We start from the raw sequence: 24,124 nt of genomic DNA, 5'->3' as shown, positions 1-24,124 counted from the left end.
GCACCCCGTATGACGCCCGCCCACTTTCCCCAGGGAGAGTGGGCGGGCGTTGCCTTGTTTGCTGCAGTGAGCGGGCGTCTAAGGGAACGTACGACGGCGGGCCTCGCCTTAGCGCCCCTTCGGCACCTGCCGCACGGACAGGGTGGTGCTGACGAAGAAGGTCAGCACCGACACCAGGATGACCAGCAGGGCCGGCGTCCACGATGCTGAGCTGTCGTGGACGAAGCCCACCAGCGGCGGCGCGACGGCGGCGAGGCAGTATCCCAGGCCCTGGACAGTGGCGGACATCCGGCCGGCCGAGGCCTGGTCGCGGGCCAGCTTGATGATGGCGATGAAGATCAGGGTGATGCCGCCGCCCTGGGCGATCCCGCCGGAGGTGGACCACAGCCACCACAGCTGCGGCAGGAAAAGCAGCCCCACCGGAACGGCAAGCCACAACGTACCCAGGGTGACCGCCACCGCCGTCGTATTCATGTATTTGGCCGCGAAAGGCACGCCGAGTCCGCCCACGATGGCCAGGATCTGGAAGATTGAGGACGCGGCGCCGGCCTGGGCTGCGTTCATTCCCAGTTCGTCGTGCAGGTAGCTCGGCAGCCATGCCGTGACGCCGTAATAGGAGAACGCCTGGCCGCCGAAGCCAGCCGTGAGCCCTGCAGTAGTCCAGCCGGAACGGCTTGCCGGGGCCCGGGGCGTGTCCCCGCCGTCTTCGGCCTCGGCCAGGAAAGCCGTCCGGGGCCCCACTGCCAGCACCCACACCACCACCGCGGCGACGGCCAGGACGGCGACGGCACCCAAGGCAAGCCGCCACCCGGTCACTGCCGCGAGCGGGGCCATGATCACCGAGGTCAGGAAGGACCCGATATTCAGGGCTGCGGTGTAGATTCCCATCGCGGTCCCCTGCCGTCGGGGAGCGAAATCGCGGCGGATGATCAATGGCACCGCGATGTTGCCTATGGTGATGGCCACCCCGATGACCACCGTGCCGGCCACCACCAGGACCGGTCCTCCCGCGGAGCGGAGCAGCACGCCGGCCAGGACCCCCAGGATGGTCAGCGTCACGGCGAACTCGGCACCGAACTTCCGGGCGGCCAGGGACGCCAGCGGAGCCGCGAGCGAGAAGCAGAGCACAGGGATGCTGGTCAGCAGCCCCAGCATGACCGGCGAAAAGTGCAGTTCCGCCTGCATGAGGTCCACCAGGGGCGCAACGGCCACGAACGGGCCACGGAGGTTCAGCGCCAGCAGGCCGATGCAGGCCAGCAGGACCCAGCTCTTCGGGACGCGGGACAGGACGCGGCTGCTCACAGGGTCAAAATCGGGAATGGGCGTGGATTCATCACTCCCATTGCTATCACGCTCCGCGGTGCTGGAGTTTCAGGCACCCTCCCGGACGGCCCTGCCATACGATGAACGTGACCCAAGGACGTAGGACACACTGCGAAGGACACCGATGACGCACCGCCTTGCCATCCTCGATGACTACCAGGACGTGGCCCACGGCTTCGCCGACTTCACGGCGTTGGAGGCCGAAGGGGTCACGGTGACGTCCTACCGGGAGCCTTTTGCTTCCGGCGACGCGCTGGTTTCGGCGCTGGCGGACACCACCATGGTGATCGCGATGCGGGAGCGGACGGCGTTCCCCCGCGAAGTGTTCGAGAAACTGCCGGCGCTTGAGCTGCTGGTCACCACGGGGATGGCGAATGCCGCCATCGACGTGGCGGCGGCGGCCGAGCACGGGGTGACGGTGTGCGGCACGCCCGGCTCACCCACGGCCGCGCCCGAACTGACCTGGGCCCTCCTGCTGGCCATCGCCCGGCACCTTCCTGCCGAGGAAAGCTCCCTCCGGGCGGGTACCTGGCAGTCAACGGTGGGCTTTGAGCTGGCCGGCAAGACGCTGGGCATCGTGGGACTGGGCAAAATCGGCCGGCGGGTGGCCGCTTACGGGCAGGCTTTCGGGATGGACGTCGTGGCGTGGAGCCAGAACCTCACGGCGGAGACGGCCAAAGAGGCCGGGGCCCGGCTGGTGTCCAAGGAGGAGCTCTTCACGGTGGCCGACGTCGCCACCCTCCATCTGAGGCTCTCCCCGCGGTCGGAAAACACCGTGGGCGAGGCCGAGCTGCGGCTGCTGGGACCGGAGGGCATCCTCGTCAACACCGCCCGGGGGCCACTCGTTGACCAGGAAGCCCTGATCAGGGCATTGAACGAAGGATGGATCCGCGGCGCCGCCCTGGACGTCTTCGACCAGGAACCCCTGCGGGCCGGCCACCCGCTCCTGGCCGCCCCGAACACCGTGCTGTCCCCCCACCTGGGCTATGTCACGCAGGAAAGCTACCGCCAGTTCTACGGCGGCGCCCTGGAGGACGTCACCGCCTGGCTTGCCGGCTCCCCCATCCGAACCCTCACGGCCTGACCCTTTTTACTACCGGAGCAACCGAATGACCCACATCATCCGCACGGCAACAGCGGACGACGCCGGCCCCCTCGCCGGGCTGGCAGCCGTCACCTTTCCGCTGGCCTGCCCGCCGTCGTCGTCACCTGCCGACATTGCCGCCCACCTGGCCAACACGCTCAGCGAGGAGCACTTCAAGGGCTACCTCGCCGACCCGGACATCACCGTCCTGGTCATCGACACCAACGGGCAGCTCTGCGGCTACAGCCTCCTGGTGGACAGGCCCGCAGCGGACCCGGACGTGGCTTCCGTGCTGACGCTGCTGCCGTCCGTGGAAATCAGCAAATGCTATGTCCACCCGGACTATCACGGGCTGGGCGCGGCCGCAGAACTCATGCACGCAAGCCTCCAGGCGGCCGCATCTTCCGGCGGCGCCGGGGCCTGGCTGGGTGTGAACAGCCAGAATGTCCGCGCCATCCGCTTCTACGGGAAGTCCGGATTCCGGAAGGTGGGTACCAAATCGTTCCGGCTGGGCAGCACCGTGGAGCACGACTTCGTCCTGGAGCGTCCCCTGCCATAACCGCTCACGTTCCCGGTTGATGCAGCCTCCGGATGCCTGGGCCTGCCAGTGGTTCCTCCAACGGGTAGGCCAGCGGCGGCCGCGGTTCGGCCAGGAGCTTCAGCCCAGGCGGGAGGCCCTCGATGGTGCCGCTCGATCCGGTGGCGCTGATGGTCACCCGGCTGGTGTCCAGCAGGACATTTTCGGCCCTGAACGAACCCACGGACTCCGGCAGGATCGGCGCCAAGTGCACCACCCCGCGGGTGAACACAGGGTCGAAACGCAACAGGATCCGTGCAAGCTGCACCGGTGCGGCCGCGGCCCAGGCCTGCGGTGAGCATGCGGTGGGATAGGGAACGGGGCCCGGCAACTCGCCGCGGTCGAACCCGCAGAACAGCTCCGGCAGCCGGCCGTCAAAATGCTGGGCAGCATCGAGGATGCCCAGGGCCACCCTCTTGGCCTCGTCCACGAACCCATAACGCATCAACCCCGTGGCTACCAGCGCAGTGTCGTGCGGCCACACCGAGCCGTTGTGGTAGCTGACGGGGTTGTAGGCGCCCATGTCGGAGGCGAGGGTGCGGATACCCCAGCCTGTGAACATCTGCGGGGACATCAGGTTTTCCATGACGGACGTTGCTTTGTCCTCGTCCACGATACCCGTCCACAGGCAGTGGCCGATGTTCGACGTCAGCGCATCGACGTGCCGTTTGTCCTTGTCCAGCGCCACCGCAAAATAGCCCTTGTCAGGAAGCCAAAACTTCTTGTTGAACTCCTCCTTGAAGGCTGCCGCCTTGTCGGCCCAGTGCTTTTCCAGGTCCGAATCTCCGGTCCAGTGGGCCAGCAGCGACCTGCCAAGGTAGGCGGAGTAGACATAGGCCTGGACTTCGCAGAGCGCGATCGGGGCCTCCGCGATGGTCCCGTCCGCGAAATTAATGCCGTCCCAGGAGTCCTTCCAGCCTTGGTTGACCAGGCCATGGTCGTTTGGCCGCAGGTATTCAACGAAGCCGTCGCCGTCGCGGTCGCCGTACCTTTCAATCCATTCCAGGGCGCGGTCCGCGTGCGCCAGCAGCGGCTGGATCGCATCCCGTGACAACCCCCACCGGCTTAACTCGCCCAGGGTGGATACGAAGAGCGGAGTGGCGTCGGCCGTGCCGTAGTACGCGGTGCCGCCCAGCGACAGGCCGGCAGTGACGCCCAAGCGCACCTCATGGGGAATGCGGCCCGGTTCCTCCTCGGAGTCCACGTCCACCTTCTTCCCCTGGATACCGGCCAGGGTCTGCAGCGTGCCCAGGGCAAGATTGGGGTTGACCATCATGCTCATGTAGGACGTGAGCAGCGAGTCCCGCCCGAACAGCGCCATGAACCAGGGCGCCCCCGCTGCGACCGCGGCGCGGTTGGGATGGCGGGCATCGAAAATGCGGAGTGCACCAAGGTCACTTTGGCTGCGGTTGAGCACGTTCTGGAAGCTGGTGTCCTCGATGCTGATCCGCGGAACGTTCTCCTCCCACGCCAGGTGGCGCCGCACGCCCTCACGGTGGTGCGGGAGTTGGCCTTCGGTGAAGGGCTTTTCCGGGGCTTCCCCATTGACCAGCGGCACCACGATGACGCTGGTGCTCCATTTGCCGCGGGCCGGAACGGTGACGTTGAACCGTAGCCCGTCAGTCTCCACCTCAGCACCCCGGGCCCCGATGGCGGAACCCCGCTGCTGGCCGTGCCGGGATGCTTCAATGATGAGCTTTCCATCCACCACGGTGCGGGTTGTGTCATCGGGTCCTGTTGTCCGGCCGCCTTTCACGTCGAAGAGGTCGGCCTGGTCTGCGTCCACGAGAAGTTCGATGGCACACTCAACGGGTTCCGCAGCGTAGTTCTGCAGGGTGATGTCGTCTTGCAGGCCCGGCCCGATGTGGCGGACATGGCGGACTACCAGGGGACTGTCGAACCGGCCTCCCGGCCAGGTGGCGCGGCCAACAAATGTCGCCTCGAAAGGCTGCGGCTTTTGGGCTGACAATGGTTCGCGCCGCGAGCCGTTGATGCGCAGCACCCAGCGCGAAACGATCCGGGTGTCCTGGTAGAACGCCCCGTTCGTGCCCCCGTCGTGACTGATGTCGCCGGTCCCCGCCGAAATACAAAACGAAGAACCTTCCAGAACGGTGACGGCACCCACGTCGGAGCCCGAGGCCTCATTATCTTCGTTCCAGGCGGTCATGGAAGGACTCCCTTCTCAGGCGGATTGCTGCCGGGAGCCGAATGGCCGCCCGCCCCCTTATCGATTTTGGTGCACAGGCGTGGTAACCGGAACCCCTCCCGGCAATCTCCCGGCCAGCAGGTCATCAAAGAGCCTGAGATGCTGTGCCACCATCCGCTGGGCACTGAACCGCTCCTCCACTGATGCCCGGCACCGTTCCCTGCTCAAGCCGGCGGCCGCTTCAATAAAGCCGCTCAACTGCTGGGTATCCCCCAAGAAGCCGGTGCGGCCGTGCTCAACAATTTCCGGGGCCGAGCCGATGCGCGTGCCGATGACGGGAGTTCCGGTGGCCATCGCCTCGATCATGACCAGGCCGAAAGGCTCGGACCACTGGATGGGGTTCAGGAAGGCCAGCGCCTCACCCATCAGTCGGTACTTGGCGGCGTCATCCACCTCCCCCACAAAATCCTCGTTGGGGCCAAGTATCGGCTCAATAACCTCCCGGAAGTAGCGGATCTCCTCGGGCTCCCGCATTTTCACAGCGATTTTCAGATGCACACCTGCCTGCCGTGCGATGGTTATTGCCTCCAGCAGCCCCTTGTCCTCGCATGCTCGGCCCACGAAGCACAGGTAACCGCCGCGCCCGCTTCCGATCGGGACGGCGGAAACGTCCATGCCGTGATGGATCACCTGCGTGACGGGGACTTCCGGGGCATGGGACGCCTGGTCCCGCGATATCGCCACGATGGCGACGTCCCGGGCCATGGCCCGGTACAGGTCTTCGGCGTCTTGGTGGAGCGGCCCGTGGATGGTGGTTACCACCGGCACCTTAGGAGGCCTGTGCGCGTAAAGGGGCCCGGCCAGTGTGTGGTCATGGATGATGTCCACATCCTGGAGTCCCTTGTATGCGCGGATGACATGGCTGAGCTCGGACATCGTGAAGCCCAGCTCATCCCGGGATGCTGGCCGCATCCCCGGTACCTTCGGTACAGGGCAGGTACTTTCGGAAGGGGCCGCCAGCAACACCTCATGGCCGGCGGCGACGAACCCGCGCGCCAGGGTGTCCACCACTCTTTCAATGCCGCCATAGGTACCCGGTGGAATGGGAATCCACGGTCCTGCAATAACTCCGATACGCATATCTGGCCTCCAGATGACGAGGCCCGAGCTCCCCAGCCGCAAGGCACCTGCCGCCGCCGGGCATGCCTGCCCCGCGGTGTTCGACATTTCCATGGCGTCTGCTTCACCTACTTCAGAACTATTGCCCACGAATGCCCCGGCCACAAGGGTTGAATGTGGCCCATCTCACGGCAAGCGCCGGAATGGCTGTCCGGGCGGCCGGGTTATGCAGGACATGAAGATTGAGATCTGGTCGGACGTTGCCTGCCCCTGGTGTTTCATCGGCAAGCGCCGGTTCGAAGCTGCCTTGGCAGCGTTTCCCCACCGTGAAGCCGTCGACGTGGTGTGGCGCAGCTACCAGCTGGACCCAACACTGCCGGAGCACTACGACGGGACCGAACTGGAGTACCTGAGCAGCCGCAAGGGAATGCCCGCGCCGCAGGTCTCGCAGATGTTCGAGCACGTGGCCCAGCAGGCCAAGGGTGAAGGCCTGGACTACCGGTTCGACAAGGTTGTGGTGGCCAACAGTTTCACCGCCCACCGCCTGATCCACCTCGCGGCAGCCCACGGCAGGCAGGATGCGGCCAAGGAGCGCCTGCTCAGCGACCACTTTGAGCACGGCAAGGACATTGGCAGCCGGGATTACCTCACGTCCGTGGGCGCGGACCTGGGCCTGCCGGCCAACGAGGTGGAGGAACTCTTCACCACCGACAAGTACTCGGACGAGGTCCGGTTCGACTTCCAGGAGGCCCAAGGCCTCGGGATCAGCGGCGTTCCCTTCTTCGTAATCGACCGGAAGTTCGGATTGTCCGGCGCCCAGCCCACGGAGACGTTCACCGCTGCCCTTAACCAGGCCTGGCAGGACGCCAACCCGCTGGTCCTGGTCAATTCCTCGGAAGCTGACGCGTGCGGCCCGGACGGCTGCGCGGTTTAGCATCTTTTACTGACACATCGCGGTAAAGTGTCTGCATGCCCAGGATTTCAGCCGCCAGCAACGCCGAACAACGCGCGGACACCCAGCGCCGCATCCTCACCGCTTTCGGCGAGCTCCTTTTCACCCACGGCCTTCCGGGGTTGACCATGACGGATGTGGCCCGGCACGCAGGTGTGGGCCGCACCGCCGTGTACAACTACTACGCGGACATCGAAGAACTGCTGATCTCCTATGCCCTGGACGAGACCGAGAAATTCCTCTCCGACCTGCGCGAATCGCTGAACCGTTTGGAGAACCCGGTGGAGCGGCTGGCGCTGTACGTCCGCGCCCAGGTGGTTGACCTCAGCCGCCGCCACCTCCCGCCGGGGCCTGCCATGGGGGCGGTGCTGTCGCCGTCGTCCTTTGCCAAGCTCTCCGACCATGTGGGCGAGCTCAGCGTCCTGCTGCAGGGCATCCTGCGTGACGGCATGGAGCAGGGCTACCTGCCGGTGGCGGATGTGGGCCAGCAGTCCCAGCTGATCCTGGGCACCTTGTCCTCAAGTGCCGCGAGGGGCAGCGACGAGCCGGCGGAACTGGAGGCGCGCGTGGCACGGACCGTGCGCTTCATCCAGTTGGGCGCTGGCGCCAGGTTCGACGACGGCGGCCGGCCCGTGCGCGTCGGACAGCTCCCGGCTGTGGCCGGCTGAGTCCGGCGGTCAGGGCGTAGGAGCGGCGGCGGGCATGACGGGCAGCTTGTCCGTGTCCGCCGTGCGCCGGTTCTCCCGCGGGCAGCTGAGCTTTCCCGGTGTCTGGTCCACCAGTTCCGGTGGGACCAGCGCTTTGTAATCCTGCGCCAGGATGACGTCCACGCTGGCGTCTGTCCTGCCGTCCTGGAAGTAATCGGATCCGGGCACATGGCGCTGCACCGTGAACGCCGCCGCCTGGCCTGCGGCGCCTGACACCACCGCGGCCACGCCCCGGTAGCCGGCGTTGACATTCGATACGTTTCCCACCACGAACTTGCGTGCCAGCAGTTCGTCCGCAACGGAGCGGGCAAGGCCGGGCCGGCTGGTGGAGTTGTAGACGTTGAGGTTGATCTTGTCGGTGGGCGTGTAATCGAACATTGAGGCCGGACAGGATGACACCGGGGTCGGGGCGGGCTCGGCCGAGGGCAGCTTCAGCCGGCCGTTGATGATGGCCAGGGCAACGATGATGCCTGCGGCGATCACTCCGATCAGCAGGACCAGCACCACTCCGTGCAGCACGCGGCGGCGGACCCGGACGGTCTCGTCGGCGTCCCGTGCCGCTTCCATGGCGGCGCGCAGCTCCGGTCCGGAAACGACGTGGTGGCCATGCAGGATGCCGGGGTCCTTGGGCCGCTTGCTAGCCATCGAGCACCAGGACCCGGGCGTGGATCGCGGTGCGCTGGTGCAGGGCGGTCCGCACTGCGCGGTGGAGGCCATCCTCCAGGTAGAGGGTCCCTTGGTACTGCACCACGTGCGGGAACAGGTCACCGAAAAATGTGGAGTCTTCCGCCAGCAACGCTTCCAGGTCCAGGGTGCGCTTGGTGGTCACCAGTTCGTCCAGCCGCACCGGCCGCGGCGGCAGCGATGCCCACTGCTTGGGAGTGCTGTAACCATGGTCGGGGTAAGGGCGGCCCTCGCCCACAGCTTTGAATATCACCATGCCACAGTAGGCACCGTGGTGCCCCAGCGAAAGTAGCAGGGCTGGCCCGCGCCAGGTTGTAGCCAAACAGTGACCATACCGCCACACGGCCGGGTCGGCGGGCGCACGCACGGGGCGGCGGCGGTCCTGCTGACAGAATGGACCCATGACAGTATCCGAGTCCCCTGCCGTGTCCGCACCCGGAATCCGCCTGCCGTCCGCACCACCGCTGGCGCTCCTGCTGGACGTGGACGGGCCGGTGGCCAGCCCAGTGACACGGGACGTAAAGCCCGGCATCATCCTGGACCTGGTGGCCCTCGCAGCAGCCGGGATTCCTGTCATTTTCAACACCGGCCGTTCCGACGCCTTTATCCGCGAACAGGTCATGGAACCCATGATCGCGGCCGGCATCCCGGCGGGAACCGTTATCCACGCCGTCTGTGAAAAGGGCGCGGTCTGGTTCAGCTATACCTCCGCAGGCCCCGGCCCCATCCATGTGGACCGGGAACTCGCCGTCCCGGCAGCGTACGGGGATGACATCCGCCGGCTGGTGGCCGAGGACTATGCCGCCCACATGTTCTTTGACGAGACCAAGCGCGCCATGGTGTCAGTGGAGCAGCACATCGATGTGCCCAGCGCTGACTACCTGGCGGAGCAGAAGCTGTTCGACGCCGAGGCGATGGAACTCATGGCACGCCACGGGCTGGGCGTTGTCCGGCTTGACCATCACGTGCCAAATTCCGACGACGAGGTGGACTACCGCGTCGATCCCACCATTATTTCCACGGACATTGAGTCCGTGCGGCTGGGAAAGGACCTGGGCGCCAGCCGTGCGGTGGAGCTCCTCGCGGCGCAGGGCATCACCCCGCAGGCGTGGCGGACCGTGGGCGATTCCCGCACCGATTACGCCATGGCGGACTGGCTGCACCACAACGACCATCCCGTGAAGCACGTGGACGTCCGGCCCGCGGACGGTGTGCCCAGCAAGCCCTACCTCGTGCTGACGGCAGCGGACCTGGGGCTGGAGTCCACGGTGATCCACGACGACGCCGGCGGCGCCTTCCTGCGGGCCTGGCGTGAGGCGCTGGACGCCTGAGCCCCTGCCGGGCCGGGAATTCCCCGCGCCGCCGCAATAACGCCGCGAAACCTTCCGTTACCCAGGCAGGACTATCATGCAGGTAAGAATGCCCACTTCCACCAGCACGGAGACAACCATTACAGAAGCACCGGTCCAGGACGAGGTCTACTACGGCGCCCAGGCGTCAGTGGAAGAACAATTTCACGCCGAGATCACATCGGCGGCGGCAGAACGGCGGCTGAGCCACCGGGCCGACGTCGTCCGGCACAAGGGCCGCTATGCCCTGATCAACGACACCAGGACCCCATACCAGGCGATGGTGGAAGACCTGCTGTTCCTGCGGAACGTCCTGGCAAACGCCGGCCTGGCGTACCTCCTGGTCCGCGGCAACAATGACCGCCCCGTGCTGGCCCTGGACTGGAAAGACCGGAAGAAACTCCGGGCTGCCCTGGTGGAGGCGTGCCGGGACGAGCCCTTCTACTCCATGACCGTGGACGCGAAGAAAAAGACGTCCGTCCTGGTGGCGGACGGCGAGCTGTCCCCCAACCGGCAGGGACGCATCTTCCGTCTGTACCGGCCGCGGGTGGAGCCGGTGGGCGGTTTCGAGTTCGGCGCTTCCGCCGGCGTCCAGATTGAGCTGTGGTCCTTCGAGGGAGAACAGCTCATTCTTCCGATCGAGAACTCCCTGACCCGCAGGACGCTGCTGCGCCAGGATGCGGTCCGGGGCACCGTGGAACGCTACGGACACACGTGGCCCACCATCGAGAACATGTTTGCCGACCATGCCAGCGACATCAGCTTCGACATCGACATCGTGTTCTCCTGGGTCGACGGCAGCTCCCCCGAATACATCGCGGCCCGCCGCGCCCAGCAAAAGGGACATGTCCTGGGCGAAGGCGACGACCATGAAGCCCGGTTCCGGCAGATCAATGAACTCAAGTACGCACTGCGGTCCGTGTACATGTTCGCGCCCTGGATCCGCCGGATCTTCATCGCCACGGACTCCCCCGCACCTTCCTGGCTGGCGGAGCACCCTTCCGTCACCATCGTCCGGAGCGAGGAGTTCTTTTCCGATCCCTCGGTGCTGCCCACGCACAATTCACAGGCCGTGGAGTGCCAGCTGCAGCACATCGAGGGGCTGTCCGAGCACTTCCTCTACTCCAACGACGACATGTTTTTTGGCCGGCCGGTGGGCCCGGACATGTTCTTCACGCCCGGCGGCATCACCAAGTTCATCGAGGCGGAAACCAGGATTGGCCTGGGCGAGAACGACGCCGAGCGCAGCGGGTTCGAGAACGCCGCCCGGGTGAACCGCAAGCTCCTGTGGAACCGGTTCGGCCGGATCACCACCCGCCACCTGGAGCACACCGCTGCGCCCCTGCGGCGGAGCGTGGTGGGCCAGATGGAGGAGGAGTTCCCGGAGGAGTTCCGCAAGACGGCGGCCAGCCGGTTCCGTGCAGCGGACAACATCTCCGTGACCAATTCCTTCTACCACTACTACGCCCTGCTGACCGGCCGCGCCGTAACGCAGACTGCCGCGAAGGTGCGCTACGTGGACACCACCATGCGCTCGGGCCTGAAGTACCTGCCCAAGCTGCTCGCAAAGCGGAACATGGATTTCTTCTGCCTGAACGACGGCAGCTTTCCTGAGGTCAGCGCGGACGAGCGCGCCGAAGTGGTGACGGACTTCCTGGAAAGGTACTTCCCCATCAAGGCACCCTGGGAGAAGTAGGCCGGCCGCGCGTCGACCCCCGCAAGCCCAAAGCACTGGGGCCGGCGCCCTGACGGAGCCGGCCCCAGTGCTGTGTGGAGGGGTGCTACCGCCTGGTAGGCACCCCGAGCTTGGTGCTGCCGCGTTGCTTGGTGGTTTCCGGGATCCGGATCCCGGCAGCCTCCAGCCGCCGGGCGGTCTCTTCGGGAGACACATACTCGCCAACGGTGGGGGCACTGCCCATCGGCACCACGGAGTGCACGATGGTGTGTTCATACACGTGCACCAGGTTGAACGCCTGGCCGCCGTCCTGGCCGCGGGTCCCGCCCACAGGTACGTTCAGGTCCTGGGTGTAGCAGGAAGCCGACGCCACCGAGACGGGAACGCCGGCGAAGCTCGCCGTCGTGGAGTAGTGCAGGTGGCCCGCAAGGATGGTGCGGACATCCGAATTACGCACCACTGCGGCCAGGGACGCCTGGTCGCGCAGTTCAACCAGCACCGAGAGGTCCAGCACTGACGGGACCGGAGGGTGGTGGAGGGCCAGGATGGTGCCGTCCGGGGCAGGAGTTTCCAGCTGGCGGGCCAGCCACTCCAGCTGCGCCGGGCTCAGCTCGCCATGATGGAAACCCGGGACCGTGGTGTCCAGGGTGATGACCCGCAGCCCGTTGATGAAGTAGCTGTGGTCCACCGGCTCGTCACTGCCCGGCTGGTCAAGGAGTCCCCTGCGGAAGTTGGCCCGGTCGTCATGGTTTCCCATGGCCCAGATGACCTGGGCGCCCATTTCCTTGCAGGCCGGCTCAACGATGGCCCGAAGCTTCACGTACGCCCCGGCATCGCCCTTGTCGGCAAGGTCGCCCGTGAAGATCACGGCCTCCGGCCTGGCCCCGGACGCTTTGACTTCATCGAAGAGCTGGGCGAGCCTGGCTTCGCTGTCGACGGTTCCGTAGAGGGGTTCTGGACCTCCCAACAGGTGGGGATCACTCAGGTGGAGTAGGAAGTGGCGTGGCCGGGGATGTTCGGCCTCGATGTGCTCCATTGCTACCTCTATGGTCGGTGGGAAGCCGTTCTTCCCTTGTACCCTTCAGTAATATTTATCCAATCAGACATTTGGCAAACATGGGGTAAATCTCCGCCGCTGATGTGGAAAAAGTTAAAAGAACTGCGCTTTTGCAGGGCAAATTCGGCCGGCCACCCTTTATCCGAGCGCTTGCTCGATGGCGTCGAGGATCTCTGGCGAGTCGGGCTCGACCGTGGGGGCGAACCGCGCCACCACGTCCCCCTCGCGGTTGACCAGGAACTTCTCGAAATTCCACTTCACCAGCCCCGGCAGCAGCCCGGTCTTGAACTTGGTGAGCTCTGAATAGAGCAGGTGCTGGTTTCTGCCGCGGACCTCTGCCTTGGCCGTCAACGTGAACGTGACACCGAAATTCCGTTCGCAGAAGTCCGCAATGTCGCTGTCGGTCCCGGGCTCCTGCCCAGCGAACTGGTTGCACGGAACGCCCAGGACCTCGAACCCCCGGTCGCGGAACTTGCCGTAGAGGGCCTCCAGGGCGGCGTACTGCCGCGTGAAGCCGCAGTTGGACGCCACGTTGACCACCAACACCACTTTTCCCTTGAACTGGCCGAAATTTGTCCTGGTGCCATCGTTCAGGATCAGCGGGATCGGATAGAGGGGTCGCTGGCTGCGTGTCAGAGGAGAGATGTTCATGCAAGGGATTCGGTGCCGGCGGGGCGCCGTACGGGTTCCGGGTGCAAATTCCCTAGGCCGGGGGCGCCGTCGGTACTGGTTCAGTCGACGTAGGGGTGGGGGTTGGGGTCGGCGTTGGGGCAGGCTCCGCGGGCGGGAGGGTTGGGGCAGGCGCCGGGGCGGCAGTGGTGGGTGCCGGGGCGGGCTCAACCGGTGCTGGCACCGGTTCGGGGGCGGGAGCGGGGGCCGGGGCGGGCGCAGGTGCGGTCTCAATCGGAGCAGGAGCCGGGGCGGGTTCGGGTGCGGGGGCCGGAGCGGGCCCAGGCTCAACCGGCGATGGCGCCGGAGCCGGTTCGGTGGGTGTGGGCTGGACGGGAGTCGGTGAAGTCGTGGGCGTCGGCGTGGGCGTTGGGCTGGCAGGGTCAGTGGGAGACGGCGAAGGCGTCGGCGCGGGACTTGGTGACGTAGGGGTTGGCGAAGCGGGCGTCGGCGTGGGACTTGGTGAAGTAGGGGTTGGCGAAGCGGGCGTCGGCGTCGGAGCGGGCGTCGGCGTGGGACTTGGTGAAGTAGGGGTTGGCGAAGCGGGCGACGGCGATGGCTCGGTCGGTGACGGAGCCAGCGTTGGGCTTGCAGGGATCGTCGACGGATCGCTGGGTGCCGCCGCGGGCGAAGGCGGCGCGGCACTTACCGACGGTTCAGCGGCCGGCGGGCCCGTCGTCGTCAACTGCACGTTCGGAGCGGGCAGCACGATGCCCGTTGCCTGGGATGGCGAGGGTGCCGGGCCTGGTACGAAAAGCGGCGGGAAGGGTGAAACCTGAAGCCCGGCTGCGGGGAGTCCGTCTCCCGGGTCAACCTGGAGGGGGATGGTCCAGCTGATCCTGCCGCCGGACAACCCCGTGCCGGGCACGTACGAAACCATCTTAGCCGGAAGGGCCTGGTCCACTGCACGGAGCTGGAGGAAGTTCCATCTCAAGGGGTTGGTGTAGCGGCCATTCAGGATTGCCTCGAAATGCAGGTGGCAGCCCGTGGACCATCCGGTGGTCCCAACACGCGCGATGACCTGGCCCACCCGCACCTGGTCGCCGGTGTGCACACCAATGGATTCGAGGTGGTTGTAGGTGGTGATGAGCCCGTCGCCGTGGTCAATCTCAATCCGGTTGCCGCCGCCCCAGGGGTGCCAGCCGGCCGCCCGCACAACACCGGAGTCAGCGGCGTAGACGGGAGTTCCGCAGGGGGCTGCGTAATCCTGGCCCAGGTGGAAGTCTCCCGCTGCCCCGCTGATCGGGCTGACCCGGAACCCGAACGGCGAGCTCGGGTCCAGTAGCTGCAGGGGCGCCATGAGGAAGCCGGGCAAGGGCCTGCCGGCACCGGCCGGGCCCAGCGTGAGGGCCGCCCTGGCGCTCTGGTCGACGCCGCCAATGGACGTGTGCGGGAAGGCCAATGCCACAGGTGGATTGGAGAAGATGGCCGGCGGAAGGGCAGCGGCGCCAAGCTGGTCTGTTGCCGTGGGGGCTGGTTCGCTGTGCCCTTCCCGGAGCTTCGCCGTTCCGGACGTTCCGTACGGGGCGGCACTGCCCTGAGTGGTGCCGGTTCCGGCAACCGATCGCGCCAACTGTGGCGGTTCAGCGGAGCCGGCGGAAAGGTTGACGGCGCAGACGGACGCCGCCAGCACGCCGGCAGCAGCAACGGCCCGGGCAACGGGGGGAAGGGTACGCTGGTCCGGCTTGCTGTTGCCGGGCACGGAATTCTTGCCCAATTGACTGACTCCACGACGTGGCCTGCCGCACGGTGTCTCGACGGTATGTCCCATGGGACCACAGGACCGCAGGCGTGGAAACCCCGTAGCCGGACAATGCGGGTTTTTTGTGGGTCGTTAGGGGCCGGAGCTGCGCGTCTCTGCCGGATCCAGCCGTGCGTGGCGCAAATGGGCAACAATGTCTCATGCGCAATGTCCTTCGTACCTGGCAGGACGAAATCAAGAAGACCTTCTCGGGCAGGGCCGACGCCCCGCCGGACTGGACGCTCAAGCTGGCCGAGGGCGACGACGTGGGCTACCACCTGCCCGGCTCGGCAGTGTGGGCGGTGCACGGCTCCATGACGCCCATCGTGGGTGGAATCCGCACGCTGCTCATGCAGTCGCTCCATCCCGGCGCGCTGGCGGGGGTGCACGAGCACTCCAACTTCCGTGACGATCCCCTGCGCCGGCTGGCCAACACCATCCGCTGGATCTTTACGGTGACCTATGGATCCACGGACGCCGCGGAGGAGGCAACACGGCGCGTCCGCCGCCTGCATGAGCCTGTCCAGGGCAACTACAAGGACAACGACGGCGAAGTGCGCACCTACAGTGCCAACGATCCCGGGTTGGCCAACTGGATCCATCTGGCCTTCACGGACGGCTTCCTCGCAGCCCACAGAATTTGGGGCAGCCCCATCCCAGGCGGCCAGGACGCCTACGTGCGGGAGTGGGCCCAGGCCGGGCGGCTGATGGGTGTGGAAGACCCGCCGCTGACGGAAGCGCAGATGCGCAGCCAACTGGAACGCTGGTACGCGCAGGGCGAGCTGCGGGCGGACGGCCGCGTCAAGGAGACGGTGGAGTTCATCCGCAATGCGCCCCTGCATCCGCTGCTGAAGCCTGGCTACCGGATCCTGTTTGCCGCTGCGGTCTACAGCCTGGAACCCCGGTACCGCCAGATGCTGGGGCTCTCTCTTCCACGGCTGGGCCCGTTTCCCCTGCCCGTGCGGTTAACCACAAAGGTGGTGCTCGGCGTCGTCCACCTGGCCCTGGGCGGTCCCCGGAGGGGGATGGGTCCCAGCGAAACAGCAGCGAGGCAGCGCCTGAGGCGGCTTGGTGAACCGCTGGCAGATCTGGCCTGACCACCAACCAGAAGGCTGTAACGGAGGCGGAAAAAGCAAGAACCCGGCCCCGGGTTACCGGGGCCGGGTTCTTGACCGGCGGAGAATGGGGGATTTGAACCCCCGAGGGCGTTAACCCAACACGCGTTCCAGGCGTGCGCCATAGGCCGCTAGGCGAATTCTCCAACTGCTTCTGAATCAAAAGCAGGTACTAGATTACCTGAAGTTTTCCGCATCGCCCAATTGGCCCATCCGGCATCGGTTTTTTGCCGGCCGCATCCCGCCTCAAAGGGGTACGGCGATGGTTGCCTTAACCTGAAAATGGACGCCCCCAATGCGCCCATTCCCTGGTGCACCGTTGAGCTGCCGGGTCCAGCCCCATTAAGCCAGGCCACGCAGCTCACAACCTTGAGATTGCCCCAATCGGTGTACATAGCCATGATCCCGGCTGGGGCGGGGATAAGCAATGGACATCCGTACCCGGGCATCCACGGGCAGGGCACCGGCAACGGGCCAGGGCCTCCGCCGGCGGCGCCGGGTCCGATTCGAGTCGGACCGAATGTTCGGGTAAAGTATCTGACGGCCCCTCATGTGGCGTCATCCTGTTGAACTCCCCCAGGACCGGAAGGTAGCAAGGGTAGACGGGCTCTGGCGGGTGCATGGGGGGTCTTTACTATTCCCCCACAGGGCGGCATGATGTCAGCCCGGATTGGTAGGGTTTTCTCTGTGACAGTTACTACCGCCCTGTACCGCAGATACCGTCCCGACTCGTTCGCTGACGTTATTGGCCAGGAGCATGTCACCGAGCCGCTGATGACGGCTTTGCGGAAAAACCGCGTCAACCACGCCTACCTTTTCTCCGGCCCCAGGGGCTGCGGCAAGACCACGTCCGCCCGCATCCTGGCCCGCTGCCTTAACTGCGCCCAAGGGCCCACGGACACCCCCTGCGGGACCTGCCCCAGTTGCGTTGAACTGGCCCGTGGCGGTTCAGGTTCCCTTGATGTCATCGAGATTGACGCCGCGAGCCATGGCGGTGTTGACGACGCCAGGGACCTCCGCGAGCGCGCCACCTACGCCCCGGTGCGGGACCGCTACAAGATCTTCATCATCGACGAAGCCCACATGGTCACCTCCGCCGGGTTCAACGCCCTGCTGAAGATCGTGGAAGAGCCGCCGGAACACATCAAGTTCATCTTCGCCACCACGGAGCCGGACAAGGTCATTGGAACCATCCGTTCCCGGACGCACCACTACCCGTTCCGGCTGGTGCCGCCTGAGCCCCTGATGGCGTACCTGGAGCTCCTGTGCCGCCAGGAAAACGTTCCTGTCGCCCCTGGCGTCCTGTCTCTGGTCATCCGCGCCGGCGGCGGCTCCGTCCGCGATTCGCTCTCCGTCCTGGACCAGCTCATGGCAGGCGCCGGACCCAACGGGCTGGACTATGAGCTCGCCGTGGCCCTGCTCGGCTACACCCACGCTTCACTGCTGGACGACGTCGTGGAAGCCGTGGCTGCTTCCGATGCCGCCACCGTTTTCCGCGCGGTGGACCGGGTCATCCAGACCGGCCACGATCCCCGCCGGTTTGTAGAGGACCTGTTGGAGCGCTTCCGCGACCTGATCATCGTGCAGGCCATGCCCGAGAGCGCCCACGCCATCCTGCGCGGGATGCCGGAGGACCAGATCGCGCGGCTGCAGAACCAGGCCCATAACCTTGGCGCGGCGGAGCTTTCCCGGGCCGCTGATGTTACCAACACGGCCCTGACCGAAATGACCGGGGCCACGTCCCCCCGGCTGCACCTGGAACTTCTGTGCGCCCGGATCCTGCTGCCCAGCGCTGAACAGAATGAGCGCGGCATGGCAGCCCGGATCGACCGGGTGGAACGGCGGTTGAACTACGCCGGAAACGACGTCGGCGCTCCCGCCACGGTTACGCCGGCATCGGCGGAGGTACCAGCGGCGGCAGTCCAGCCAACGGCAGTCCAGCCAACGGCACCAGCTGCCACTCCCGCCGGTTCCCCGCTGGATTCCCAGCGCGCGCACGACTCGGCCGCCCCGGAGCCTTCTGCCAATACTGCTGCGGCCCACTCTTCCGCAGCCCAGGCTGCCCCTGCCCAATCCGCGTCGGCCCAGGCCGGACCGGCGGCTCCCGCTATGCCCGGTTCCGGGGACGGACAGGGTGCTCCCGCCTCTGACGGCGCCCGCAGTCCCCTGACACCACCTCGGGTCAGCACCAGCGACTGGCCCGTCGAGGAACCGTCCCGGCCCCGGACACCACAGGGCTCCCAAGGTTCTGCCGCAGGCGCGGGGACCATCAACCCCGCCGAGCGGGCCTCTTCAGCGCCGCAAAACAAGGCAGTGCCGCAGGGCCAGGACAACTCAGCGCCGCAGGGCCACGACAATGCAGCGCCGCGGGGACAGGAAGACCGGCCAGCGCCCAGCCAGTCCGCTGCGCCCCGCGTCCCGGACCGGCCGCAGGCCCCAAGCGACCAGGTGCCTGCCACCCACGGGCCCGGCAGCAACTCCCCCGGCGCTCAAATGCCAGGCCAGCAGGTGCCAGGACCGCAGGCCCCTGTCCATCAGGCTCCCGCAGCGCACCACCAAGCACCCGGCGGGTCCGCCCCAGCCAACCCCCCGGCCACGGGCGACGTGGAGGTCCTTCGCAGGGCCTGGCCGGATGTCCTGCAGGCACTGTCCAAAATCAAGCGCAGCACCTGGGCCCTCGTTGAACCCAATGCGCAGGTCCAGGCGTTCGACGGCAGTGTCCTGACCCTGTCCTTCACCACGTCCGGGCTTGCCGGCGCCTTCGGCAGGGCGGACCATTCGGACAACCTGCGCCAGGCCATCCACAAGACCGTCGGCATCGACTGCCAGATCCAAGCGGTTGCCGGCGGCGCCAGCCAAGCGAGCTCTGAGCCAAACCCAAAAGTTCCCGCCAGCCCGGTGGTTCCGGCCACCTCAGCTGACGTTGCCTGGGGCCTGGCTCCTGCCCCGGCCCCAGCCCCAGCCCCAGCCCCAGCCCAGGCATCCCCAGCGGTTCACGTACCCGCAGCAGCGGCGTGCACCGGAATGCCGCTGAGCGGTAGTTCCGGAAGCCCGGCCGCTGCCGGCAGCACCCCCGCCGCGCGAAGCACCGCCCCTTACGGCAGTTCGGGAAGTTCCGCTGTCGCCGCAAGCCCTTCGGCCGCACCCACGGCCGCCCCTGCAGGTGCCACCTCTCCGGGCGCAACCTCTCCGGCTGCCACCTCTCCGGGGGCACGCCCGGCGGCCGACGCCAACGCGCGGGGCAACCACGGCATGGATCCTGCGGGGTCTGGCACCAGTGCCACCGCCGGTGCCAGCGCCCGGGCTGCAGGAACCGCTGCCGACACCTCCGGCACGAATTCCGCACACCCCGCGTACCCGCCTGCCGGAGGCGACTACTCCTACTCTGATGACGATTGGGGACCGCCGCGGGATGAGGACGCTCCCCCGCTGGATGAGGAACCCCCCATGGACTGGGAGCCCTCCGCCCGTCCGGGCAACCGGACGGCACCACCCTCCCCTGCCACTGGCATCGACCAGGCGGCAGACGGCGCCCACCCTGCAGCTGCCGCGCGCCCCCAGGGGACTGCGCCCGGCGGGCCAGGCTCTAGCACCGCTTCCCAACCCGCTGGCCAACCGGCTTCCCAGCATGCTGGTGCCGCCCACGATCCCTGGACCCGGGCCGTGGAACAGGCACCCGGAATATGGGTAGTGGGAGACAAAAGCAACGTCGGCGCCAAGCCAACACCTGCATCCGCGAATGACAACATTGGGGCGTCCGCCGCCGTCCCCCATTACGAGCCCGCAACCGCCCAGGTGCCGCCCTCCATTCCCGTGGCCTCGACGGCCACGGCTGCTGCGGCAGCGGGGCCAGACTGGGCCGCGGGGGCAGTTTTCGGCCCCGGCCGGACGGAGCCGGCTGCGGGTGCGTACCAGGCCCAGTCCCCGGACCACGCTCCGGTACCCGAATTCGCCATGGCGGCCGCCGCACCTGCACCGGTCACACATGCTTCCGCTGCCCAGGCCACTGTTGCTCAGGCACCGGTTACACAGGCAACCGCTTCCCAGGCACCGGGTGCACAGGCGGCGGTGGCGCATGCCTCCGTTACGCAGGCACCGGCCACACCCTCCCGGCCACAGCCAGGAAATGCCGCGCCGGCTTCTGCAGGGACTTCTGCACCGGCGGCCGGACGAACGGAAACACGGCAAAGCCTGTATCAGCGGCTGTCCAACAGCCCCGAAGCTGAGGCAGGACGCGCCAAGGCGCCGGCCAGGGCCGCCGCCACCCCGAGTGCCTACGTCCAGGACATACCAAGCGCCGACGATGAAACCATCGAGGAGTCAGGTGTCTTCGGCCGGGCCGCCGTCGAACGCATCCTGGGCGGGAAACTGATCGAGGAGCGGTCCCTGGACGGAAGCCCGGTTACGCCACGCTATTGACGGCCCGGCCTGCCGCCGGGCATTGCCATCTGACTGATCCATCCGCTATTCACACCAAGCTAAAGAGGGAAACGTGTACGAAGGTGCTGTCCAGGAGCTGATCGATGAGCTTGGACGCCTTCCGGGCGTGGGGCCCAAGTCCGCACAGCGGCTGGCATTCCACATTCTTGAAGCCGACCCCCAGGACATGAAGCGGCTGGTTGAGGCCATCACCACCGTCAAGGAACGGGTGAAGTTCTGCACCGTCTGCGGCAACGTCACGGAGCAGGAGCTGTGCAACATCTGCCGCGATCCCCGCCGCGACCCCGCCGTGATCTGCGTCGTGGAGGAGTCAAAGGACGTCCTGGCGGTGGAGCGCACCCGTTCGTTCCGTGGCCGGTACCACGTGCTGGGCGGGGCCATCAATCCCATCGCGGGTGTGGGACCGGAGCAGCTGCGGATCCGCGAACTGCTCACCCGGCTTAACGACGGTGAGATCCAGGAAGTCATCATCGCCACCGACCCCAACCTGGAGGGTGAGGCAACGGCCACCTACCTGGCCCGGATGCTTAAGACGATCGGCATCGCAGTGACCCGCCTTGCCTCCGGGCTTCCCGTGGGCGGCGACCTGGAGTATGCCGACGAGGTCACGTTGGGCCGCGCCTTCGAAGGACGCCGGAACGCCCTGGGCTGAGGCACTCGGCGGCCTCCCGCCGTCGTACTCCTCGCCGGGCCGGACGTGGCGCGGCCCTGTCCACAGCCCTGTCCGCGGCTGGCGCGGCACCCCATGGCCGGAATGTGGTCACAATTCAACGTCCCTCCGGGGGCGGCGATAAACTGTGCAGGAAAGCCGCGCCGTCCAGCGTCAGGCTGCCTGGCCTCCAGAACTCCAATTGATCCGATGAAGGTACGCGCATGAGTACGCCCACCACCGAAGTGCACAACGCAACACAGCCGCTGGCGGCACCCGCCTCCGGCGCGGTGACCAAACAACTCATTGTGCAGAAGTTCGGCGGCTCCTCCGTCGCGGACGCTGACGGCATCAAGCGCGTTGCAAAGCGCGTCGTTGATGCCCAGCAGGCCGGCAACGAGGTCGTGGTGGTCGTCTCGGCAATGGGCGACACTACCGACGAGCTCCTGGACCTCGCCGCACAGGTGACCGACTCCGCCCCCGCCCGCGAAATGGACATGCTCCTGTCTGCCGGCGAGCGCATTTCCATGGCGCTGCTGGCCATGGCCATCAACAAGCTCGGCGCCTCCGCGCAGTCCTTCACCGGGTCCCAGGCCGGCATGATTACCGACGGCATCCACGGCAAGGCACGGATCATCGACGTCGACCCCCACCGCATCCGCACCGCCCTGGACAAGGGCAACATCGCCATCGTGGCAGGCTTCCAGGGCATGACCCGGGCCACCAATGAAATCACCACGCTGGGCCGCGGCGGTTCCGACACCACGGCCGTGGCACTCGCGGCAGCCCTCGAAGCGGATGTCTGCGAGATCTACACCGACGTGGACGGCATCTTCACCGCCGATCCGCGCGTGGTCCCGTCAGCCCAGAAGATCGACACGATCTCCAGCGAGGAGATGCTGGAACTCGCGGCCTCCGGCGCCAAGATCCTCCACCTGCGCTGCGTGGAATATGCCCGCCGCTTCGGCGTCCCGCTCCACGTCCGCTCCTCATTCAGCCAGCATGAAGGCACCTGGGTCATCCCCAGCGCCGACGACAAGATCACCACTCAAGAGGGAGTTGCCTTGGAGCAGCCAATCATCTCCGGCGTTGCGCATGACCGTTCCGAAGCGAAGGTCACCGTAGTCGGCGTCCCCGACATCCCCGGCAAGGCCGCCGCAATCTTCCAGGTCATCGCCGACGCGCACTCGAACATCGACATGATCGTCCAGAACGTGTCCACGCACGGCACGGGCAAGACCGATATCTCCTTCACCCTGCCCATCGTTGAAGGTGCCGATGCCCTGGCCGCCCTGCACGCCGCGCAGGACCAGATCGGCTTCGAGGCCATCGAATACAACGAGCAGATCGGCAAGCTGTCCCTGATCGGTGCCGGCATGCGGTCCCACCCCGGCGTCTCCGCCACGTTCTTCAAGGCACTCTCCGACGCCGGCATCAACATCAACATGATCTCCACCTCAGAAATCCGCATCTCGGTGGTCACGCACGCCGATCTGCTGGACGAGGCCGTGCGGGTCATCCACAAGGCATTCGGGCTCGACACCGAAAGCGAAGCGACGGTATACGGCGGCACCGGCCGCTGATCGCCAACGAAAAGCCGGGCTGCCCTTTCCCCAAAAGGAGAAGGCAGCCCGGCTTTTCTGTCTCTGGAAGCATCCAGGATGAATCAGGTTTCGCGTTCCAAATCTTCGCGGCGTACCGCGTAGTGGTGGCCGGTTGAGTCGGTTTCCACCACAAAATGCGAAAGGTCCTCTTCGGAGGCCTGCTCGAATTCGTCGTGTTTGTGCACCACGGGCGCGTCGGCGTCCAGTCGGGTGGCAGGACCAAAGACGAAGCGCAGCCTGTCAGTCAGGCCCATGAAACTGGTAAGGACATGTGCCACTGTTTTCCACCCCCTTCCCGACCATCGGGCGAAAGTGCAGCCGGCCCCGGCAGGAGCCAGTGCCCCCATTTTATGCCCGGGACGCGGAAAAGGCTCCGGCGTAAAGCGAAGGAATCGCTACCGCAGGGAGCGGTCTTCAGGATTCCGCGGCACTACATAGGTGCTGCCGTCCGGCCTGGTGATGGTCTCCCACTGTTGGGTCTCCGCCTGGCGCTGGGCCAGCAGGCGGCGGTTCTCGTCCGTCATGTCATGCGCCAGCGCGGTGCGGTTGGCGGGACCGAATACGGCCCTCAACTTCCCGGTGGCGCGCATGAAGCGCTGGGAGGCGTTGCCCTTGTCCGCGGACCTGCCCATGAAGAGGTTCCTTCCACTCACTATCCAACCTAACACCAATGTACACTAATCATTAGTGCACTAACAATCGGAGGACCAATGACTGCCACAGCGGCAACGGACTCAAAAGAAACCGACTCAGCCCACGAGGAAGACCTGCTGCTCGAGCATCAGCTCTGCTTTGCGCTTACCGTGGCTGCCCGCAGCGTGGTGGGCGCCTACAAGCCCGTGCTCGAGAAGCTCAACCTCACCCACCCGCAGTACCTGGTAATGCTCTGCCTGTGGGAAGACAGCCCCCGCACTGTCCGGAACATCAGTGAAGCCCTGGCCCAGGAACCGGCCACCATCTCCCCGCTTCTGCGCCGGCTGGAAGCAGCGGAACTCATCACCCGGCGCCGTGCGGACGGCAATGAGCGCGCCCTCGCCGTCGAACTGACACCCAAAGGCGCCGCCCTGCGGGAGCAGGCGCTCCAGGTGCCGGGGACCATGATGGAGCGTCTGGGGTTGACCCGCGGGCAGGTCACCGAACTGCACGCGTCAATGATGGGACTGATCGCCGCCACCTCCCAGTGAATGATTGCGGCCAAACGGAAACCTGCCGCCGTACGCCAAGCGACTAGAA

Annotated in this window: 21 protein-coding genes, 1 tRNA gene and 1 other RNA gene; 12 read left to right on the top strand and 11 right to left on the bottom strand. The window is 66.5% G+C overall.

The annotated features are described in order from the left end of the window. Window positions 1-108: 108 nt before the first annotated feature. Window positions 109-1,302, bottom strand: a complete 1,194-nt coding sequence (locus VIK36_RS03200) for a CynX/NimT family MFS transporter (RefSeq protein WP_255174345.1) — start codon at window positions 1,300-1,302, stop codon at window positions 109-111. Window positions 1,303-1,447: 145 nt separating this feature from the next. Here VIK36_RS03200 and VIK36_RS03195 point away from each other — a divergent pair, with 145 nt between their 5' ends. Further along, the gene (locus VIK36_RS03195) at window positions 1,448-2,407 is read left to right on the top strand and encodes a D-2-hydroxyacid dehydrogenase family protein (protein WP_324644033.1); all 960 of its coding nucleotides are present in this window, start codon (window positions 1,448-1,450) and stop codon (window positions 2,405-2,407) included. Between the two features lie 25 nt (window positions 2,408-2,432). Then, window positions 2,433-2,966: a GNAT family N-acetyltransferase gene (locus VIK36_RS03190; RefSeq protein WP_324644032.1), complete on the top strand. Its 534-nt coding sequence runs from the start codon at window positions 2,433-2,435 to the stop codon at window positions 2,964-2,966. A 4-nt stretch (window positions 2,967-2,970) separates the two neighbouring features. Here VIK36_RS03190 and VIK36_RS03185 read toward each other — a convergent pair whose 3' ends face one another. Then, window positions 2,971-5,151: a glycogen debranching N-terminal domain-containing protein gene (locus VIK36_RS03185; RefSeq protein ID WP_324644031.1), complete on the bottom strand. Its 2,181-nt coding sequence runs from the start codon at window positions 5,149-5,151 to the stop codon at window positions 2,971-2,973. A 57-nt stretch (window positions 5,152-5,208) separates the two neighbouring features. Continuing rightward, a complete protein-coding gene (locus VIK36_RS03180; RefSeq protein ID WP_324644030.1) occupies window positions 5,209-6,270 on the bottom strand; it encodes a glycosyltransferase family 4 protein in 1,062 nt (353 codons plus the stop codon). Between the two features lie 214 nt (window positions 6,271-6,484). Here VIK36_RS03180 and VIK36_RS03175 point away from each other — a divergent pair, with 214 nt between their 5' ends. Both VIK36_RS03175 and VIK36_RS03170 read left to right on the top strand, forming a co-directional pair. Beyond that, on the top strand, window positions 6,485-7,183 hold the full coding sequence (locus tag VIK36_RS03175; protein ID WP_324644029.1) for a DsbA family oxidoreductase: 699 nt from the start codon (window positions 6,485-6,487) through the stop codon (window positions 7,181-7,183). Window positions 7,184-7,218: 35 nt separating this feature from the next. Further along, window positions 7,219-7,869 (top strand): TetR/AcrR family transcriptional regulator, encoded by a 651-nt coding sequence (locus VIK36_RS03170; RefSeq protein WP_159633458.1) that lies wholly within the window; start codon window positions 7,219-7,221, stop codon window positions 7,867-7,869. Between the two features lie 9 nt (window positions 7,870-7,878). On the opposite strand, the gene VIK36_RS03165 is transcribed toward VIK36_RS03170, so the two are convergent. Together VIK36_RS03165 and VIK36_RS03160 are read right to left on the bottom strand one after the other, a co-directional pair. Further along, window positions 7,879-8,553 carry a LytR C-terminal domain-containing protein gene (locus VIK36_RS03165; RefSeq protein WP_324644028.1) on the bottom strand — a complete coding sequence of 225 codons (675 nt, stop codon included), beginning with the start codon at window positions 8,551-8,553 and terminating at the stop codon, window positions 7,879-7,881. Beyond that, entirely contained in the window at window positions 8,546-8,845 is a 300-nt protein-coding gene (locus VIK36_RS03160) for a type II toxin-antitoxin system VapB family antitoxin (RefSeq protein WP_026264985.1), read from the bottom strand. The genes VIK36_RS03165 and VIK36_RS03160 overlap by 8 nt, the downstream gene beginning before the upstream one ends. A 148-nt stretch (window positions 8,846-8,993) precedes the next feature. Between VIK36_RS03160 and VIK36_RS03155 the strand changes: the two genes are divergently transcribed. Together VIK36_RS03155 and VIK36_RS03150 are read left to right on the top strand one after the other, a co-directional pair. Further along, a complete protein-coding gene (locus tag VIK36_RS03155; protein ID WP_324644027.1) occupies window positions 8,994-9,923 on the top strand; it encodes a hypothetical protein in 930 nt (309 codons plus the stop codon). A 76-nt stretch (window positions 9,924-9,999) separates the two neighbouring features. Continuing rightward, window positions 10,000-11,637: a stealth family protein gene (locus tag VIK36_RS03150; protein WP_324644026.1), complete on the top strand. Its 1,638-nt coding sequence runs from the start codon at window positions 10,000-10,002 to the stop codon at window positions 11,635-11,637. A gap of 85 nt (window positions 11,638-11,722) precedes the next feature. On the opposite strand, the gene VIK36_RS03145 is transcribed toward VIK36_RS03150, so the two are convergent. From VIK36_RS03145 to VIK36_RS03135, 3 genes are all read right to left on the bottom strand, one after another. Continuing rightward, window positions 11,723-12,652 (bottom strand): phosphodiesterase, encoded by a 930-nt coding sequence (locus tag VIK36_RS03145; protein ID WP_255174335.1) that lies wholly within the window; start codon window positions 12,650-12,652, stop codon window positions 11,723-11,725. A gap of 159 nt (window positions 12,653-12,811) precedes the next feature. After that, window positions 12,812-13,324 (bottom strand): glutathione peroxidase, encoded by a 513-nt coding sequence (locus tag VIK36_RS03140; RefSeq protein ID WP_255174334.1) that lies wholly within the window; start codon window positions 13,322-13,324, stop codon window positions 12,812-12,814. Window positions 13,325-13,376: 52 nt separating this feature from the next. Continuing rightward, complete coding sequence (locus VIK36_RS03135) at window positions 13,377-15,059, bottom strand: M23 family metallopeptidase (RefSeq protein ID WP_324644025.1); 1,683 nt, start codon at window positions 15,057-15,059, stop codon at window positions 13,377-13,379. A 185-nt stretch (window positions 15,060-15,244) separates the two neighbouring features. Between VIK36_RS03135 and VIK36_RS03130 the strand changes: the two genes are divergently transcribed. After that, window positions 15,245-16,180: an oxygenase MpaB family protein gene (locus VIK36_RS03130; protein ID WP_255174333.1), complete on the top strand. Its 936-nt coding sequence runs from the start codon at window positions 15,245-15,247 to the stop codon at window positions 16,178-16,180. Window positions 16,181-16,259: 79 nt separating this feature from the next. Here VIK36_RS03130 and VIK36_RS03125 read toward each other — a convergent pair. Further along, a tRNA-Ser gene (locus tag VIK36_RS03125) sits at window positions 16,260-16,344 on the bottom strand. 393 nt (window positions 16,345-16,737) lie between these two features. Between VIK36_RS03125 and ffs the strand changes: the two genes are divergently transcribed. The 4 genes from ffs to VIK36_RS03105 all read left to right on the top strand — a co-directional run bounded on the left by ffs (window position 16,738) and on the right by VIK36_RS03105 (window position 22,870). Continuing rightward, an RNA gene (gene ffs, locus VIK36_RS03120) (signal recognition particle sRNA small type) lies at window positions 16,738-16,834 on the top strand. 21 nt (window positions 16,835-16,855) lie between these two features. Beyond that, window positions 16,856-20,617 carry a DNA polymerase III subunit gamma and tau gene (locus VIK36_RS03115; protein ID WP_420716244.1) on the top strand — a complete coding sequence of 1,254 codons (3,762 nt, stop codon included), beginning with the start codon at window positions 16,856-16,858 and terminating at the stop codon, window positions 20,615-20,617. A 73-nt stretch (window positions 20,618-20,690) separates the two neighbouring features. Next, complete coding sequence (gene recR / locus VIK36_RS03110) at window positions 20,691-21,290, top strand: recombination mediator RecR (RefSeq protein WP_141158226.1); 600 nt, start codon at window positions 20,691-20,693, stop codon at window positions 21,288-21,290. 221 nt (window positions 21,291-21,511) lie between these two features. After that, complete coding sequence (locus VIK36_RS03105) at window positions 21,512-22,870, top strand: aspartate kinase (protein WP_224024744.1); 1,359 nt, start codon at window positions 21,512-21,514, stop codon at window positions 22,868-22,870. Window positions 22,871-22,953: 83 nt separating this feature from the next. Here the strand turns inward: VIK36_RS03105 and VIK36_RS03100 are convergent, their stop codons facing one another. Together VIK36_RS03100 and VIK36_RS03095 are read right to left on the bottom strand one after the other, a co-directional pair. Continuing rightward, entirely contained in the window at window positions 22,954-23,169 is a 216-nt protein-coding gene (locus tag VIK36_RS03100) for a hypothetical protein (protein WP_159633488.1), read from the bottom strand. A gap of 117 nt (window positions 23,170-23,286) precedes the next feature. Continuing rightward, window positions 23,287-23,523 carry a hypothetical protein gene (locus tag VIK36_RS03095; protein WP_324644023.1) on the bottom strand — a complete coding sequence of 79 codons (237 nt, stop codon included), beginning with the start codon at window positions 23,521-23,523 and terminating at the stop codon, window positions 23,287-23,289. 78 nt (window positions 23,524-23,601) lie between these two features. Between VIK36_RS03095 and VIK36_RS03090 the strand changes: the two genes are divergently transcribed. After that, window positions 23,602-24,075 carry a MarR family transcriptional regulator gene (locus VIK36_RS03090; protein WP_324644022.1) on the top strand — a complete coding sequence of 158 codons (474 nt, stop codon included), beginning with the start codon at window positions 23,602-23,604 and terminating at the stop codon, window positions 24,073-24,075. Window positions 24,076-24,124: the final 49 nt, after the last annotated feature.

Source organism: Pseudarthrobacter sp. LT1, from assembly GCF_035621795.1.
Lineage (GTDB): Bacteria > Actinomycetota > Actinomycetes > Actinomycetales > Micrococcaceae > Arthrobacter.
Note: the sequence above shows the minus strand (reverse complement) of the source record. Positions and strands in the feature narration are given on the sequence as shown.

Coding starts and splice junctions, on each gene's coding strand:
- VIK36_RS03195 (WP_324644033.1), top strand. CDS start 1,448: ATGACGCACCGCCTTGCCATCCTCGATGACTACCAGGACGTGGCCCAC.
- VIK36_RS03190 (WP_324644032.1), top strand. CDS start 2,433: ATGACCCACATCATCCGCACGGCAACAGCGGACGACGCCGGCCCCCTC.
- VIK36_RS03185 (WP_324644031.1), bottom strand. CDS start 5,151: ATGACCGCCTGGAACGAAGATAATGAGGCCTCGGGCTCCGACGTGGGT.
- VIK36_RS03180 (WP_324644030.1), bottom strand. CDS start 6,270: ATGCGTATCGGAGTTATTGCAGGACCGTGGATTCCCATTCCACCGGGT.
- VIK36_RS03175 (WP_324644029.1), top strand. CDS start 6,485: ATGAAGATTGAGATCTGGTCGGACGTTGCCTGCCCCTGGTGTTTCATC.
- VIK36_RS03170 (WP_159633458.1), top strand. CDS start 7,219: ATGCCCAGGATTTCAGCCGCCAGCAACGCCGAACAACGCGCGGACACC.
- VIK36_RS03165 (WP_324644028.1), bottom strand. CDS start 8,553: ATGGCTAGCAAGCGGCCCAAGGACCCCGGCATCCTGCATGGCCACCAC.
- VIK36_RS03155 (WP_324644027.1), top strand. CDS start 8,994: ATGACAGTATCCGAGTCCCCTGCCGTGTCCGCACCCGGAATCCGCCTG.
- VIK36_RS03150 (WP_324644026.1), top strand. CDS start 10,000: ATGCAGGTAAGAATGCCCACTTCCACCAGCACGGAGACAACCATTACA.
- VIK36_RS03145 (WP_255174335.1), bottom strand. CDS start 12,652: ATGGAGCACATCGAGGCCGAACATCCCCGGCCACGCCACTTCCTACTC.
- VIK36_RS03140 (WP_255174334.1), bottom strand. CDS start 13,324: ATGAACATCTCTCCTCTGACACGCAGCCAGCGACCCCTCTATCCGATC.
- VIK36_RS03130 (WP_255174333.1), top strand. CDS start 15,245: ATGCGCAATGTCCTTCGTACCTGGCAGGACGAAATCAAGAAGACCTTC.
- VIK36_RS03115 (WP_420716244.1), top strand. CDS start 16,856: ATGTCAGCCCGGATTGGTAGGGTTTTCTCTGTGACAGTTACTACCGCC.
- VIK36_RS03105 (WP_224024744.1), top strand. CDS start 21,512: ATGAGTACGCCCACCACCGAAGTGCACAACGCAACACAGCCGCTGGCG.
- VIK36_RS03095 (WP_324644023.1), bottom strand. CDS start 23,523: ATGGGCAGGTCCGCGGACAAGGGCAACGCCTCCCAGCGCTTCATGCGC.
- VIK36_RS03090 (WP_324644022.1), top strand. CDS start 23,602: ATGACTGCCACAGCGGCAACGGACTCAAAAGAAACCGACTCAGCCCAC.